Raw genomic sequence first — 16068 nt, 5'->3', positions numbered from 1 at the left:
CTAACTACGAGGGGTGCTATGAGTGTTAAGACTATTCTGGTTTCTCAGCCCAAACCCGAAACTGAAAAATCTCCCTATTTTGATTTAGCTGAAAAATATAATCTGAAAATTGATTTCAGACCATTTATACAAGTTGAAGGCGTATCTGCCCGAGATTTTAGAGAACAAAAAGTAGATATTGGAAAGTTCACTGGTGTTATTTTCACAAGCAAAACCGGTGTTGATCACTTTTTTCGTATTGCTGAAGAGGTGCGCTACAAGGTTCCTGAAACACTCAAATATTTTTGCCTTTCTGAGGCAATTGCTTTTTACTTGCAGAAATATGTGGTTTATCGCAAACGTAAAATTTTCTATGGTAAATCTACCATTGGTGAATTAGCAGAAATTGTGAAAAAACACAAAGGAGAAACTTTTCTTTTGCCTTGTTCTGATATTCTCAGACAAGATATTCCAACCACTCTTACCGGTGCAGGCATCAGCTTTACCAAAGTAATTTTATACAGAACAGTAGCAGCTGATTTGTCTGATCTATCTGATGTAAAATATGATATGTTGGTTTTTTTCAGCCCATCAGGAATAGAATCCTTGTTCAAGAATTTTCCAAAGTTCAAACAAAATACTACTCGCATAGCAGCCTTTGGTCCAACTACTGCCAACGCGGTGATAAAACATAACCTGCGTTTGGATGTGCATGCCCCTCAACCGGCTGCACCAAGTATGACTATGGCTATTGAACAATTTATCAAAGCTGAAGGAAAAAATAATTGATCACTTTTCCCATTGCGCGTACATTGCATCTATATCAAAGATGTTGTATCCAAAATAGTGTGCCCCGTTGTATTCAAGTAATCCGCCGCGTTCAATGAGTGCTTTGGTTGTGATATTTTCATATTGGCATGTTGTGAGTTTCATCCAAGCTGCCGGATATTCCGGTTTTTTTCTGTAAAGCGCCAATCCAGTTTTACAATTTTTTGCGGTGATATTATTCCCGCTAAGGGTTGAACCATCTTTTGATGCCACCGCCGTGAGGGCACCATCAATGCTGATGTTTTCTAAAATCAAGCTGGATAATTCTCCACAACTGATGCCTTTATCACCTGCATGGTTGATTGTAATATCTGTAATACGAATTTCTGATCCTGAAAAATCAATGCAATCATTCCCCGTTTTGGCAAACGTTGAATTAGTTAAAGAACCTGTACAAAAATCTGCGTCAAAGCCATCTGCTTGTGTGTGATGAATATCAAGCTCATCAATAACAAAATCTCCACGAATAATATTCAGCGCATCTTCACATTGATTGTGTGAAATCTCAACTTTGCTCATTGTAGTATGCCCTTCATAGATACTGATTGCACCGGTGAGTATCCAACCTTTATAATTCAGATTACCCAGATAATTAAATTGTGTATTCTCAATTTTTACATCAGCTGCTTGCAATATAACGATGCCTTGTGAACTTGAATCTGATGAATAAATTGTAACCTCTTCACCTTTTGATGAACCAATGGATACAGAATTATTTATAATGATGCCCGCAGAATTTACCATATCAATTTCTGCTCCCGGCTCAACTATCACAACATAGTTTGATGGAATTAAAATCAATTCATCTAACACATGTTTTCCTTTATGAATAAATAATGTGTCATCCACTATATGGTATAAAGATGAGGTTGTTTTAAATTTATTCTCTAATTCAATCCGCGGATGATTACCTGTTGGACGCGCCCAGTTAAAGACTTTAGTTGTATACGTTATGCCGGGCACATTCTTCACCATGAAGTGAACTTTGTTTGGTTTTTTGGGCAAAATAATTTCTGTATAAGCCGCTTGTTTACCATCAAATTGCTTGAGCATAATCTGTTCATGAAAAGGAAAAATTGTATCATTGCCTGCTTTGGTTGAATAGCCTATCAATGTCATATCTGACAAATGAAAATTTTCAAGCTGCAATATAAAATGAGTTGAGTCTATTTCTTTTCGGTAGGCATTGAGAGAAATGCCCTCAACAAGAAAAGGAAAATCTAATTCATTATATTCAGGTGAGGTAGTCAACAATGAAGGAGAAGAGCCCCTGTGAGCTATAAAATTGTTCCATTCAAACTCCATAGAGTCAATGCGCAATCTAATTTGTTCTGCTTTATCGTAATAGAATTCTTTATCAAAAATGAAATTCGGAAATTCATGCGACAAAATATCCTGTTGTGTCTGCATTTCATTATTCAGGAAATTGAAAATACTGTCAAGATAATATGGTGAACTAAATTGCTTTATGTAGTTCATGTAATACAAATTGAACTCTTCATTCTGGAACAACAAAAAATCTACAGCATGTTCACGTGAGTTAAAATAATCCAGTCGCTTAAGCCGGTTGTAACCTATTACCTCGTTCATTGGGAGTATTGCCGGTATCATGTCAAACCCAATCAGTTCTAATTTGGTGGTAACCGGGTTATAATAAAATCTCACATTGTGCCAAACACTCGCATGATTAATATTCCCCAAATCCATCATCGCATAATACTTTGCGGTAAGTTTCAGATCAAGTAATTGTTCAGGGTGGGTGAATCTGTTTTTGTACAAATAAAGCAGTTCACTTGCGTTTTGAAATTGCTGTGACAATACTTCTGATTTTTCTGTTCTACCCTCTTTAAAGCAGGTAATTTTTGAAGCTTCAAAATATGGGTAACTTCCGTCTAAACTATCTTTCATGCCGGTAGCAAGCAGTGCCCAAAATCCGGTTTCATCCATTTTAATAATTGGTCCTTCTCTTTTTTGACGGCTTTCTAAAAGTTGTTTATCAAAATGTTCTTCTAAGGCATAAATTCCTTGGTTTACTCCATTTATTTCTACCGGTACAAATTCATAGCGCGTTGACAACAATCCTTCCATATCAAACAAACGATGCATAAACCACTCATGCATATAGTTACGTGTTTGCGGGTGTTGTATTGAAAAGGTGGTTAATCCACGATAGGCTTCATCTGTTTTAATTCTGTAAGATGTTTTTCCATTTTCCAAATGATCTGTCCAATCACCTTTTAGTCTTATTTCAATAGGTATACTATCGTTGTCTTCTAAAATAAACCCGTTGACATAATTTTTTAAATCATCGGTGATGGTAATTTGAGTCAATGCTTTTCGTTTATACTCTTTCAAAATGGTGTAAGCTGAATCAGGAATATACAACCTCAAAGCCTGTTGACTTAGTGAATCTGGTAATGGTGGGCGTTGCTTATATTGAAGAATTTCAAAATTGTCAAAATAGGCAAGATGTCCGCCTGAGAAAAGAAAAAATTTAATGGAATCTACCGGAACCTCAATTCCAAAATTCATCACGTATTTTACCCAGCCGTCTTTTTTTTCAGTTTGATGAATAGCCGTTGTATTTAATGTGTAATTGGTGCGTCCGGTTGTAACTGCTATGATTGTAGCATTGCTTTTTTCTTCCTTTATCCAAACACTGGTAGTGAAATAGGTTCCTTCAGGTATATTAGTTAGCGTTAAAGGAAGCCCGTATGGATTCAATGAATCTAACCGTATTGCATACTCTCCTTCAAAAACTGTATCCTTAACCTGTAGTCCTCCACCAACGAATTTTCCATAACCATCATCAAAAAAAGGATCTCGCCCTTCATAGATTAAATTTTCACCGCCGCAAAAAAAGCGTTTCGGGTCAGCGTCTGTTTCATTATTCACCTTGCTATGACAACTCCATAAAAGGCAAACCATGAAAAAAGGCAAAATGTATCTTACAGCAGATAATAGTAACATGGGGCACAAAATTACTTAAACTAAGCATAATAATAAGTCAGTAAGAGTTTGATTAAGTCATAAACAAACCCATTTCTGATATTTTCCTAAATTTACACCATCGAAACCACGGCATGAGCAAAGAATCTACCACAGCGGGGGAACTAAATCCTCGGATGAAAAAAATTATCATAATCACCACATGGGTACTGGCTTTTGCGCCTTTATTTCTTATCATATTCATGTTGATGAAGGCCAATGGACACGTTCCGGATTCTCAGGCGCTGGCAAATCCGCCGGACAAACAAGCGTCTATCATCTATTCATCAGACGGTGTTGAGATGGGACGCTTTTGGAGCGTGAACAGAAAAAGTATTGATTACAATCAAATTTCTCCCTTTGTTATATCAGCTCTCATTGCAACTGAAGATGAGCGTTTTTACAAACATGCCGGGGTAGATTTCTGGGGAATTGGGCGCGCAATTTCAGGCGCCGCTACCGGATCAGAAAGTGGTGGTGCATCTACTATTACCCAACAGCTTGCTAAATTATTGTATACACTTGAAGACACAGCCCGTGGTGGTATTGCACGAGATAAATGGGAACGACTGGATCAGAAATTCGGTGAAAACATTCTGGCCGTGCGTCTTGAAAGACAATATACCAAAGAAGAAATCATCACCATGTACCTTAACAATTTTGATTTTCTCTATAACGCCGTGGGTATATCTTCAGCAGCACAAGTTTATTTTAATACCACGCCTGATAGTTTAAAAATGGAAGAGGCAGCCATGCTTGTTGGTATGTGCAAAAATCCGGGCATGTATAATCCACTCAAATTTCAATTTAAAAAATATGATGACACCCCTGAGGGAAAAGATCAATATGAATTGGATAGTACCCGTGCTTATCAGCGCAGAAATACTGTCCTATATCAATGGTTGAAAAATAGTGAGGATGGCAATGAAGCGCTTTCGGTAAAAATTAATCGCAATCAATATGATTCTCTTTGTGCCTTGCCTATTGTAGTAGATTACCAGATTGTTGACCACAAAGAAGGTATTGCTCCGCATTTCAGAGAAGTATTACGTGGTGAATTACAAAATCGTTTTGCTGAAAAAAATGATGACGGTACCTATAAATATCATAAAGCAGATGGATCGCCTTATGACATTTATCGTGATGGTTTGAGAATTTATACCACCATTGATTCACGCATGCAAGAGTATGCTGAATACGCCGTGCAAGAACACATGGAAACTACGCTTCAAGCTGAGTTTGATAAAAATAATAAACGGTATAAAGAGCGCTCACCTTTTAGTCCAAGTGTTGCCAACGAAAAAGTAACTGATGAACAAATTGATGCCATCATGCAAAAAGGTATGCGCAATTCTGAGCGTTATCAAAATGCCTTGGATGAAGGATTGTCTGAAGCTCAAATTGAAAAAATGTTCAATACACCGGTTGCCATGCGCGTGTTTGCTTATACCGGAGATTTTGATACCGTGATGACTCCTATGGATTCTATCAGATATTATAAAGGAATTTTACAAGCCGGTTTAATGTCTATGGATCCAACAACAGGCTTTGTTAAGGCATGGGTTGGTGGTCCTGATTTTAATCACTTCACCTATGACCACGTAAAACAAGCGCACCGTCAGGTTGGTTCTACCATTAAACCATTTGTATATGCTGCCGCCATTTATTTAGGTGCAATCACGCCTTGTGAAGCATTTATTGATATGGATTATTGTATTGATGTACCCGTAAGCGCCTCAAAATTTAAAGCATGGTGCCCGGCAACCGGAACAAAAAATTCAGGACAACTCATCACCGCTGAATGCGGTTTGGCAGGATCATTAAATAATATCACCGTTGCCGTGATGAAAAAAATGGGGCCTACAGCCGGTCCGCAGGCCATGAATAAATTATTAAAAAATGTTGGTATAGAATTAAAACCTGAAGAAGTTGTACCGGCCATGTGTTTAGGGCCAATGGATTTATCATTATACACCATGGTTGGCGCACACAGCACTTGGGCAAACAAAGGAATTTACATCAAGCCCATTTATATAATGCGTGTTGAAGACAGAAACGGAAACGTGATTATTGATCTGGAATATGACATACGTGAAGCAATGCCTGAACATCTTGCCTACACCATGGTAACGATGATGAAAAAAGTAGTTACCTCTGCATATAATCCCTATAACGGACAAGGTTATGGTACCTCAGGTAGTTTGCGCGGTTCATCACCATGGGGCGGCATTACGGCACCAACTGCGGGTAAAACAGGTACAACCAATAGCGCTGCCGATGGTTGGTTTATTGGTCTCACACCTGATTTGGTAACCGGCGTATGGGTTGGTGCTGATGACAAACAAGTTCACTTTGCTACATATCCTTGGGGGCAGGGTGCTCGCATGGCTTTGCCAATTTACGGTTACTATATGCAAAAAGTATATGGTGATAAATCGTTAGGTATTTCAAAAGATGATTTTGATGTGCCGGCACAATACGACAACTCAGTTTTTAATTGTACTAAAGAAGAAAATGTTGTTTCACCTCTTTAGAAAATAATCTTTTTTAACATGAATAAAGTAGTAAAAAATGCCGAAGAAGCTTGCTCTGGTATTCAGGATGGAATGACGCTCATGCTGGGCGGTTTTGGATTGTGTGGTATTCCTGAAAACAGCATTGCTCAATTGGTAAAAATGGGAGTAAAAAATCTAACTTGCATTTCAAACAACGCCGGTGTAGATGATTTTGGATTAGGTCTTTTATTACAGACTAAACAAATAAAAAAAATGATCTCATCCTACGTGGGTGAGAATGATGAATTTGAGCGTCAGATGTTGAGTGGTGAATTAGAAGTCGATCTCATTCCGCAGGGTTCGTTGGCTGAAAGATGTCGTGCTGGCGGTGCCGGCATTCCGGCTTTTTATACCCCGGCAGGATATGGAACCGAAGTAGCTCAAGGTAAAGAAGTGAAAATTTTCAACGGCAAACCTCACATTCTGGAAACCGCTTTGACAGCAGATTTTGCCATCGTAAAAGCATGGAAAGGTGACACGGAAGGAAATTTAATTTTCAAAGGAACCGCCCGTAATTTTAATCCCATGATGGCCATGGCCGGCAGAATAACCATTGCAGAAGTAGAAGAGTTAGTACCCGCCGGAGAACTTGACCCAAATTACATTCATACCCCTGGCATTTTTGTTCAACGCATTTTTAAAGGAAACTCTTTTGAAAAACGAATTGAACAACGCACAGTAAGAAAAAAATAATTCAGTATGGGAAAAAGTACAAGTCTGAAAGTTGATGTGCCTGCGCATTTATTTGAGAGCATGTTGCGCACTGCCATGAACAGTGAAGGCAGTTTAAGTGACTGGAAAGATGCTTTGCTGCATTGGGAATTCTCAACAGATAAACTCAACCAGTTTATAGATGCACTCAAAGAAGGCGCAAAAAAAACAGAGTACAAGACAAGCGCAAAAGAAACAATGGAGTTCATTGAATCAAAATTGAAAAATCGCAAAGATTAATATGGCTTTAGATAAAGTAGGAATTGCAAAACGAATTGCGCAGGAATTGCGTGATGGTTGGTATGTAAATCTTGGAATTGGCATTCCTACACTGGTTGCCAACTATGTTCCTGAGGGAATTGCAGTGGAATTTCAATCAGAGAATGGAATACTTGGTATGGGGCCTTTTCCGTTTGAAGGAGAAGAAGATGCCGACATGATTAATGCCGGAAAGCAAACAGTCACGTTGAAAAAAGGTGCGTCCATTTTTGATTCTGCCACCTCGTTTGCCATGATTCGCGGGCAACACGTACAACTCACAGTATTAGGGGCTATGGAAGTAGCTCAGAATGGAGATATAGCCAACTGGAAAATTCCGGGTAAAATGGTAAAAGGTATGGGAGGAGCAATGGATTTGGTTGCATCGGCAGAAAATATTATCGTTGCCATGATGCACACCAATACCAAAGGAGAATCTAAATTGCTGAAAAAATGCAGTCTTCCGTTAACGGGTGTCGGATGCGTTACTCGTGTGGTAACTGATTTGGCTGTGCTTGAAATTAAAGACAATAAATTTCATCTTATTGAACGTGCTCCTGGCGTTAGTGTAGAAGAAATTCAAAAAGCAACTGAAGGTGATTTAGTTGTTCCATCCAATGTTCCTGAAATGAAAATTTAATTGCTTTGACTAAAAAGAAAGTTGCCGTAATTGGAGCAGGTCCTGCCGGTATGACAGCCGCGTATCAGCTTGCAAAAGCAGGATATCCCGTGGATGTCTACGAAGCATCTAACCAAGTTGGAGGTTTATCAAAAACTATTGATTTATGGAACCAAAAAGTTGATTTGGGGCCACATCGTTTTTTTTCAAATGACAATAAAATAAATAAAGTTTGGCTTGAAGTAGTTGGTAAAGATTACCGCATGGTAGACAGACTTACCCGCATCTATTACAAGAAAAAATTTTATTATTATCCGCTCAAACCTTTTGATGCACTTTTTAAGTTAGGTATTGGAACTGCATTTCTTTGTGTATTGAGTTATTTCAGACAGCGTATTGCACCGGTTAAACAGAATGGCTCATTTGAAACATGGGTAACGGCACGTTTCGGTCATAAACTCTATTCCATTTTTTTTAAAACGTATAGTGAAAAATTGTGGGGAATATCTTGCCAAGATCTTGATGAGGATTTTGCTGCACAGCGAATTAAAAAACTTTCACTGTTTGAAGCGGTGAAAAATGCCTTGTTTAAATCAAAAAAAAACAAGCACAAAACATTGGTTGATCAATTTGCCTATCCAATTGGTGGCACAGGCATGGTGTATGATCGCATGAAGAACTTTGTTGAACAAAATGGAGGGAAAGTTTTTTTACAAACTCCTGTTAAACGCGTTGTGAAGGATCAAGAAACTGTCACCGGCATTGAATTGCAAGACGGATCTTATCTCGCCTATGATCATGTTATTTCATCAATGCCGATCACGCATCTGGTTAAAAATCTAGATCAAGTTCCACAAGAAATTATTGAGGCAAATGCACAATTAAAATTCAGAAATACCATTTTAGTTTATTTGAAAATTAATGGTGAAAAAGTTTTTCCTGATAATTGGTTGTATGTGCATGCATCAGATCTTGAAATGGGCAGAGTTACCAATTTCAGCAATTGGGTACCTGAAATAAATAATGGAGAAAAATCAACCATTGTTGTGCTGGAATACTGGAGTTATGATGAAGATGCCATTTGGTCAAAAACAGATGCGGATTTAATCACGCTGGCAAGTTCAGAAATGAAAAAAACAGGTCTTGTACAAGGCATGGAAATTACAGCGGGACACGTTGTTAAATTGCCTCGTTGTTACCCGGTATATCAAAGAGGATACAAAGAACCGTTGAAAAAAGTTGAGAATTATTTGTCCGGTATTAATCATCTCTCAGTCATTGGACGATACGGAGCATTCAAATACAATAATCAAGATCATAGTATTCTCATGGGAGTGCTGGCAGCTGAAAATATCATTGACGGAAAAAATAACAATCTCTGGTCAATCAATACTGACTATGAAGAATATCAAGAAAAATCTACCATCACAGCTGCCGGATTAAGTCTGGAGTCATGAAGCTGTTTAATTCATACCGGTACCACTTGATTGCAGTACTTTTAATTGTACTCTTGTTTATTATCACGGTACTGATTCGCAAAGAAAATCATGAGGTGCCCTTATCAAGACACCACGAATGGATTACTGCGCATACCTTAATCACCTGTGAAATTTGGTATGAGAACGGCGGGCCATCGGCTTATCACTATTCACCTGTGTATACTTACGCCGGAAGCGGTAACAACAACAGATCAATGCTGGGTGGTGTTGTTGATGACAAAGGAAATGTGTATTATATTTCTTATCCTCCATTTGCTTTTTTATTCGCTTATTATTCAACGCAAATTTTTGGTAAACCGGATACTGATTCTATCCGAAAAGTAAATTTGATGTTGCACTTCATTTGTGCAGTGCTCATTTATTTTATAGGCTTTTCCTTGAGTCCCGGCAACCGATGGGCTGAGTTTTCCATGGGTGGTTTTATTGGCGCATTTCTTTATCTTTTTTCAAGCGGAAATTTATGGGCGCATGGCAATTTGTATTTTGCTGATATGCTGGTGCAAATTTTTATTATGCTGGCCGTGCTTTTAATTATTCTTTTTTTAAAATTAGCCTATCAGCGTGAATGGATTATGCTGAGTTTTTTTGGTGCAGTTTTTTTTCTAGCAACTTACACAGAATGGCTTGGCTTATTTATGGCGTTTATCACCGGAATAGTTTTTCTGATTCTCTTCTTTAGAAAAAAAGAATACCGCTTTCTAAGAGCATTTATGGTAATTGGTTTTTCATCTACTCTTGCTCTTACTATTACTTTGTATCAATTTAGTTCTATTGCCGGATGGGAGAATTATAAAACCTATTCATTATTAAAATTCAATGAACGCAGCGGAAGAGATACGGAACAAAACACCCCGGGTGGATTTACTACAAGCAATCCTGCATCGTATGAAAAGATAAAACATGATGTCAATGTGCACTATAAAATGCCTGAAATATTTTTTGTTTGCAGCGGCATAGGTTTTTTTGTGCTCTTACTCATTGGGAAAATCCGCAGAAAAATGGCTAATCTCAACGTGTCATTCACCATTATTCTAATTGTCACGATGAGTATTTTCCTTCACTATCTGATCTTTTTTAACTTCAATACGCTGCATGATTTTTCCACTTTAAAAACGGGTTTTCTGATCATGCTCTTTGTGCTTGTTTTTTATGTCATGATGCAGAGTGCTCTTCATTACTATGTCACGTTGACTATTGGTGCGGCAACCATTTTTCTGGGATATTATACAGGAACAGAAAGTGTAGAAAAGTATTTCAAAGATTTTCCACTTGATGAAGTAGACTGGAACAGAATTGAAACCGCCGAAAAAATCAATGAAATGGCAGACACTAACACCGCTGTTTTTGTGAATGTTTATCCAAGTCCTGAACTAGTGTATGCGTGCAAACATAACATACAAAGCATTGGAGATACAAGTGCTATTCCAAATTTTATGAAGGCATATAAAAACAAGTCCGGTCAATATTATCATCACACTGAAAACAAATTACAGTACATGCAGGAATTTATTTTTGCTGATAAGAAAATGTTCTATTGCAGAAGAATTGATTTTATTCCCACTGAATCAGGTGGTAGTTTATTTCAAAAATAACCCAAGATAGGTCTTTAACTAAAAGGATTGACCTATGCATCACGCAGATGCAACAACCGACTATAAGCCTGATAATATTGTAAACTAATTGGAAGCACTATTGTAATCAAGAGATTAGGCATTATCTTTGTGTAAGAATGCTGAACAAAATTCAATATGAAGTGTATCACATTCCGTTGATCAAAATAAATAGTTCAACTCAGAAAAAATCTAGAACATGAAACAAGTACTGCTACTTATTACCCTCATTACCCTGGGAGCATCTGCCGGATACGCACAAGAAATTGAAGTAATCACGCAAGAAAAAATTCAGGGAGTGATTACGCTTATCACGTATAGTCCTGACGGAACTTTGATAGCATCAGGTTCAGCCAAAGAAAATTCAGTAAAAGTTTGGGATGTGATGTCAGGTAAAATTATTGGCAAGCTGGAAGGACACAATGCAGCTACCACCGCCATTGGTTTCAATATGGACGGTACTGTTTTGTACACTTCAGCAAAAGATGAAATGCTCATGGTATGGGACATCGTTAACTGGAAATTAATTGACTCTGTCAACATCAAAGAACCCATGGCAGATTTTGTGAATTCACCCACTGATCCAAACTTATTTTATGCAGCCGGAATGGGAGGCAAAGTATATAAATGGAAATTAAATGACATTCAACATCCTGAAGTATTGTTTAAAGATGAGATGCCGTTTACCCGCATTGATGTTTCAGCAAAACATTTAGTTGCTGGTACTGCGGGTGGTAAAGTAATTCTCTTCAACCTCAGCACAAACGTGATTGAAAAAAATGAGAAAATTCACGTAGCCGCCGTAAAGGGATTAAAATTTTATAACGACGGACAAAATCTGATCACTACCGGCGGTGGCGGCTTAGTGCATTTATGGGACATCAATGATCTTACTCAAAGTAAACACTTCACTGCATCAGCAACTCCCTTGGTTGCGTTTGATGCCAATGTTGCTAAAAACAGATTTGTTACCGCTTCACAAAATAAAGAAATCAAAGTTTGGGATTTAATGGGCAATCTCATTTTTGAATTTAAAGGACGCATCGATGAAAATGAATCATCAGAAGTGGTGAATGCTATAACCATCAGTCCTGACGGAAGCACGGTGGCAAGCACCGGTTTCAGACGCACGCAATCACAAAAATCACGCACCAATGATAATGTAATACGCGTATGGGACATGAATCGCGGTACGCATTTAAAAACATTAGGTGGTCAGGTAAATCCAATTTACACGTTTGATTTTCATCCCGTAAATAATGAAGTGGTGACTTTGGGTGAAGATCGCACCCTCACCTTCTGGGATTTTAATCTGGCTGAAAAATTTGGTACGTTTCAATTAATAGAACCAAAACGTGAAATTCCGCCACGGAGAAAAAATCTAAGTTCGCTCACAGCAAATCCATTGGATAAATTTAATCGCATACGCAACGGAAACATCGTAGGTGATATCACCGGCGGAATTAAAAACACGACCAAAGAAGTGGGAACAGCCGTTGTAAAAAGAAGTTTTGGTGATCGTGAAATTGTCAAATTTTCATCTAAAGGAAATTTTCTAATTACCAAATTAAATGGAGATGAAATACGCTTGTATGAAATGAAAAATCGCAAGCCGGAATATAAATGTCCGCTTTGGTCATATCAGATGAACATCAACCAAATTCTCACTTCACCTGATGAAAAATATTGCGCCGTTTTAGGTTCTGGCGATACTGCCATCTCAATTATCAGCCTTGAAACTTTTGAATTCGTTGACAAATTACCAACCCCTGCACCAACTGCCGGAAATTTACGCTTTGTATTTGAAGCTAACTCTTTGGCATTTTCTCCTGATGGAAAATTTTTAGCTGTTTGTTTTAATACCAGCAAAACCTATGTATATGAAGTTGAAACCTGGCAATTGGTTTTTGAAAATATTCTGCCTGATAACCTTGGTTATTCTCGTGGTGCGTTTGTGAATTTTTCAAGTGACGGAAAATACATGATTGTCAACTCAATGTTTGGCGTTAAACGATATGACACCTCAAAATTTGGTGAATTACAAAATGATAAATTGAAAATTGACGGACATTCTGTACCCCTTGATAAGCCTAGTGACTATGCCATTACCATTGCGGATGAACACATTTGGTTTGAAAATTTAATGACCGGCGAAACCGTAAAAGGTATGCGCGCTGATCATAAACAAATCACACATATTTCAGTGAGCCCCGGCGGAAAAATTGGAATAACATTCCGCAGCGGTCAGTTCATGATTATTGACCCTTCAACCGGTAAAGAAGATTTGCTGATGGTTGCAGATGGAGATAACTACATCATGAAAACGCATGAAAATTTTTACAAAGTTTCAAAAGAGGGATATGAATTAGTGACCTTTCGCATAGGTAATCGGGCGTATCCGTTTGAGCAATTTGATGCCGTGTTTAATAGACCTGATCTGGTGCTGAAAAAAATGAATTGCACGGATACTGCTTTGATGGAATTATATGAAATGGCTTATCAAAAACGCATTAAAAAATTAGGATTGCAGCCAACCACTACCGTTTCACTCACCGATATTCCAACGACTAAAATTACAAACACAGCCGGTATTCCTGCCGTGACAGATAAGTCTACCGTGACCGTGAACTTACAAATGGCAGACAACAAAGGACTGATTTCATACAACGTGTGGGTAAACAACGTGCCGGTGTATGGTAAAAAAGGAAAACCTATTACAAGCAAATCTTCGCTCACGATTACAGAAGAAGTGCCTTTGATTTTTGGATTGAACAAGGTCCAAATTGCATCACGTAACAGCGCAGGTTATGAAAGTCTAATGCAAACTTTTTATGTTGAAAAAACAGGCGAACAGCCAAAACGTGATTTGTATTTAATTACTATTGGAACCTCAGAATACAAAGACAGCCGGTATAATTTGAATTATGCCGTGAAAGATGCCCAAGATTTGGTAACACTTCTTTCTGAAAATGCCAATGGAGTTTACAACAGTGTTAAATCTAAATCGCTCCTGAATCAAGATGTAACATCAACCAATGTAGAGGCATTGAAAACTTTTTTAAGCACCAGCAAACCGGATGATGTAGTTATGGTTTTTGTTGCAGGTCACGGCGTGTTGGATAATAATTTTGATTACTATTTCGGAACCTATGACATGGATTTTTCAAACCCATCGGTGAAAGGATTGGCGTATGAAAAATTAGAAGGGATACTTGACGGAATCAAAGCCAATAAAAAAATTCTGATCATGGACACTTGTCATAGTGGTGAAGTAGATAAAGAAGATGTGTTTTTCGTTGAAACAACTGAAGAACAAGAAAGCAATGAAGATGTTTCGTTCCGCTCAGTGGGAGACGCAGTTATGACTAAAGAAACCGGAGCAACACCAAGCCGATTGGCTGGCGAATTATTTAACGATCTGCGCCGCGGTACGGGTTCAACCGTTATTTCAAGTGCCGGTGGTGCCGAATTTGCCATGGAAAGTGATGAGTGGAGAAACGGATTATTCACGTATTGCTTACTCAATGGTTTGCAAAGTCGCACGGCTGACCTCAACGGAGACGGTTCTATCATGCTACTTGAATTACAAGAATATGTTGTTTCAAAAGTAACTTCACTATCAAACGGTAAACAAATTCCAAACACCCGTATGCAGAATTTGGAGCTTGATTTCAGATTTTGGTAAGCACACATATATCAGTATTATCAAGCTTTCTTATTGAATTTCACCCTTGTCAGACGATGATAATCAAATCTTTATTTTGCGCATAGCACAAATAAATTTTCTGTCGGCGGAAATCAATTTTAGCAGTGTTTATTGATCCTCTACTTTTGGATCATAAACGACAGCTATGAAAAATTTAATCTTCCGGTTAAAAGGAATTTTTTTTCTGATCACCATCCTCCAGGCATGTGCCGGTTTGAAACACGATGATTTTTGTAAAAGAAAATATCTTGACTTAAAATTTAACCAATCAAGTTCTGACGCAAATCAAAACAACAAATCGGATACAAAAACAGTATACCAGCTTGACATGAATGATTCAGAAGATCAACCATTCTGTCAACAGAAAAATAACAACCCGTTTCATGACACACTATTTTTAACATCAACCGATACAACAAATTTCAACCGGCAAAAAATTCAATTGGCCATTGAAAATTCTTACACTATTTACCTAGTCTGCAATAAAAGAAAATATGTATTGAAAAATCCAAGTTATGAAACAGAACTTGTTGGTATACCGGTATTGAGTACAAAAAATAAAGCACGCTATGATTCTGTTTCTGTCATCTTTTTGAATGAATGTATTGATTTTCCTGAATACGAAATTGTGATTGCAGATACACGCATTCAGCATGTTGATTATTGGCGAATAAATGTAGATGTTGAAAATATATTTATCCGCAATCAAAATAGAAAAGATCAATTCCCTTCTCAAAATAATTCAGGACTTGATCCGGATGAGTATGTTGTACAACCATATGTTGAAAGTGATTCAACACACGCTAATCAAATCAATGTGAACGAAACCGAGGCTCTGACCTCTAATAACTATGAGCGCAGAATTATGACAGGCGTTTATCAGGGCTATCGTTTCTACTTTGAATCAAATAATCAGATTTATGAATTAACTGATGTAAGTTATAACTATGGCACTGAAACATTAACCGGAACACCTGTACCTGTGAAACTGAATGAAGTTGAAAAAGAAAAAATGATTGTGTTCTTTCCCAAAGAAACATTAACTCCCTCTGATCAGGAACAAATAAAAGTAGAACTCTCTGACATGGACCTTGTTCAGTTTTGGATAACCAATGCACATAGTGGTCAACGATTCTATCAAAATTATGCGCTGCAAGATGAATATGATAAAGTGAATAATTCGGATAAGCAGAATAAAACTCAAAAAATTGCAAAAGGAATTGCCATTGGAATGGTTTCGGTTGTGCTGATGTTAGCTTCGGTGATAGTGATTGCTTTTGTATCTCTTTTTTTATAGAGAACCATTATTGTCCGA

Annotated in this window: 10 protein-coding genes; 9 read left to right on the top strand and 1 reads right to left on the bottom strand. The window is 37.8% G+C overall.

The genetic code is table 11. The features are described 5' to 3' along the window. Positions 1-18: 18 nt before the first annotated feature. Positions 19-768, top strand: coding sequence for a uroporphyrinogen-III synthase (locus IPH66_00850; GenBank protein ID MBK7127901.1), 750 nt, complete (start codon positions 19-21; stop codon positions 766-768). On the opposite strand, the gene IPH66_00845 is transcribed toward IPH66_00850, so the two are convergent. After that, positions 769-3777 carry a CotH kinase family protein gene (locus IPH66_00845; protein MBK7127900.1) on the bottom strand — a complete coding sequence of 1003 codons (3009 nt, stop codon included), beginning with the start codon at positions 3775-3777 and terminating at the stop codon, positions 769-771. Positions 3778-3932: 155 nt separating this feature from the next. Between IPH66_00845 and IPH66_00840 the strand changes: the two genes are divergently transcribed. The 8 genes from IPH66_00840 to IPH66_00805 all read left to right on the top strand — a co-directional run bounded on the left by IPH66_00840 (position 3933) and on the right by IPH66_00805 (position 16050). Further along, complete coding sequence (locus tag IPH66_00840) at positions 3933-6329, top strand: transglycosylase domain-containing protein (GenBank protein MBK7127899.1); 2397 nt, start codon at positions 3933-3935, stop codon at positions 6327-6329. Between the two features lie 18 nt (positions 6330-6347). Beyond that, positions 6348-7043, top strand: a complete 696-nt coding sequence (locus IPH66_00835) for a CoA transferase subunit A (protein MBK7127898.1) — start codon at positions 6348-6350, stop codon at positions 7041-7043. A 6-nt stretch (positions 7044-7049) separates the two neighbouring features. Continuing rightward, the gene (locus IPH66_00830; GenBank protein MBK7127897.1) at positions 7050-7301 is read left to right on the top strand and encodes a hypothetical protein; all 252 of its coding nucleotides are present in this window, start codon (positions 7050-7052) and stop codon (positions 7299-7301) included. Position 7302: 1 nt separating this feature from the next. Continuing rightward, positions 7303-7959 (top strand): CoA transferase subunit B, encoded by a 657-nt coding sequence (locus IPH66_00825; GenBank protein MBK7127896.1) that lies wholly within the window; start codon positions 7303-7305, stop codon positions 7957-7959. Positions 7960-7964: 5 nt separating this feature from the next. Continuing rightward, the gene (locus IPH66_00820) at positions 7965-9395 is read left to right on the top strand and encodes an FAD-dependent oxidoreductase (GenBank protein ID MBK7127895.1); all 1431 of its coding nucleotides are present in this window, start codon (positions 7965-7967) and stop codon (positions 9393-9395) included. Continuing rightward, positions 9392-11029, top strand: a complete 1638-nt coding sequence (locus tag IPH66_00815; protein MBK7127894.1) for a hypothetical protein — start codon at positions 9392-9394, stop codon at positions 11027-11029. Before IPH66_00820 ends, IPH66_00815 begins: the two co-directional genes overlap by 4 nt. 217 nt (positions 11030-11246) lie before the next feature. Then, a complete protein-coding gene (locus tag IPH66_00810) occupies positions 11247-14732 on the top strand; it encodes a caspase family protein (protein MBK7127893.1) in 3486 nt (1161 codons plus the stop codon). A 166-nt stretch (positions 14733-14898) separates the two neighbouring features. Next, positions 14899-16050 (top strand): hypothetical protein, encoded by a 1152-nt coding sequence (locus tag IPH66_00805; GenBank protein ID MBK7127892.1) that lies wholly within the window; start codon positions 14899-14901, stop codon positions 16048-16050. The last annotated feature ends 18 nt before the right edge of the window (positions 16051-16068 follow it).

The organism is Crocinitomicaceae bacterium, assembly GCA_016708105.1.
Lineage (GTDB): Bacteria > Bacteroidota > Bacteroidia > Flavobacteriales_D > Crocinitomicaceae > JADJGJ01.
Note: the sequence above shows the minus strand (reverse complement) of the source record. Positions and strands in the feature narration are given on the sequence as shown.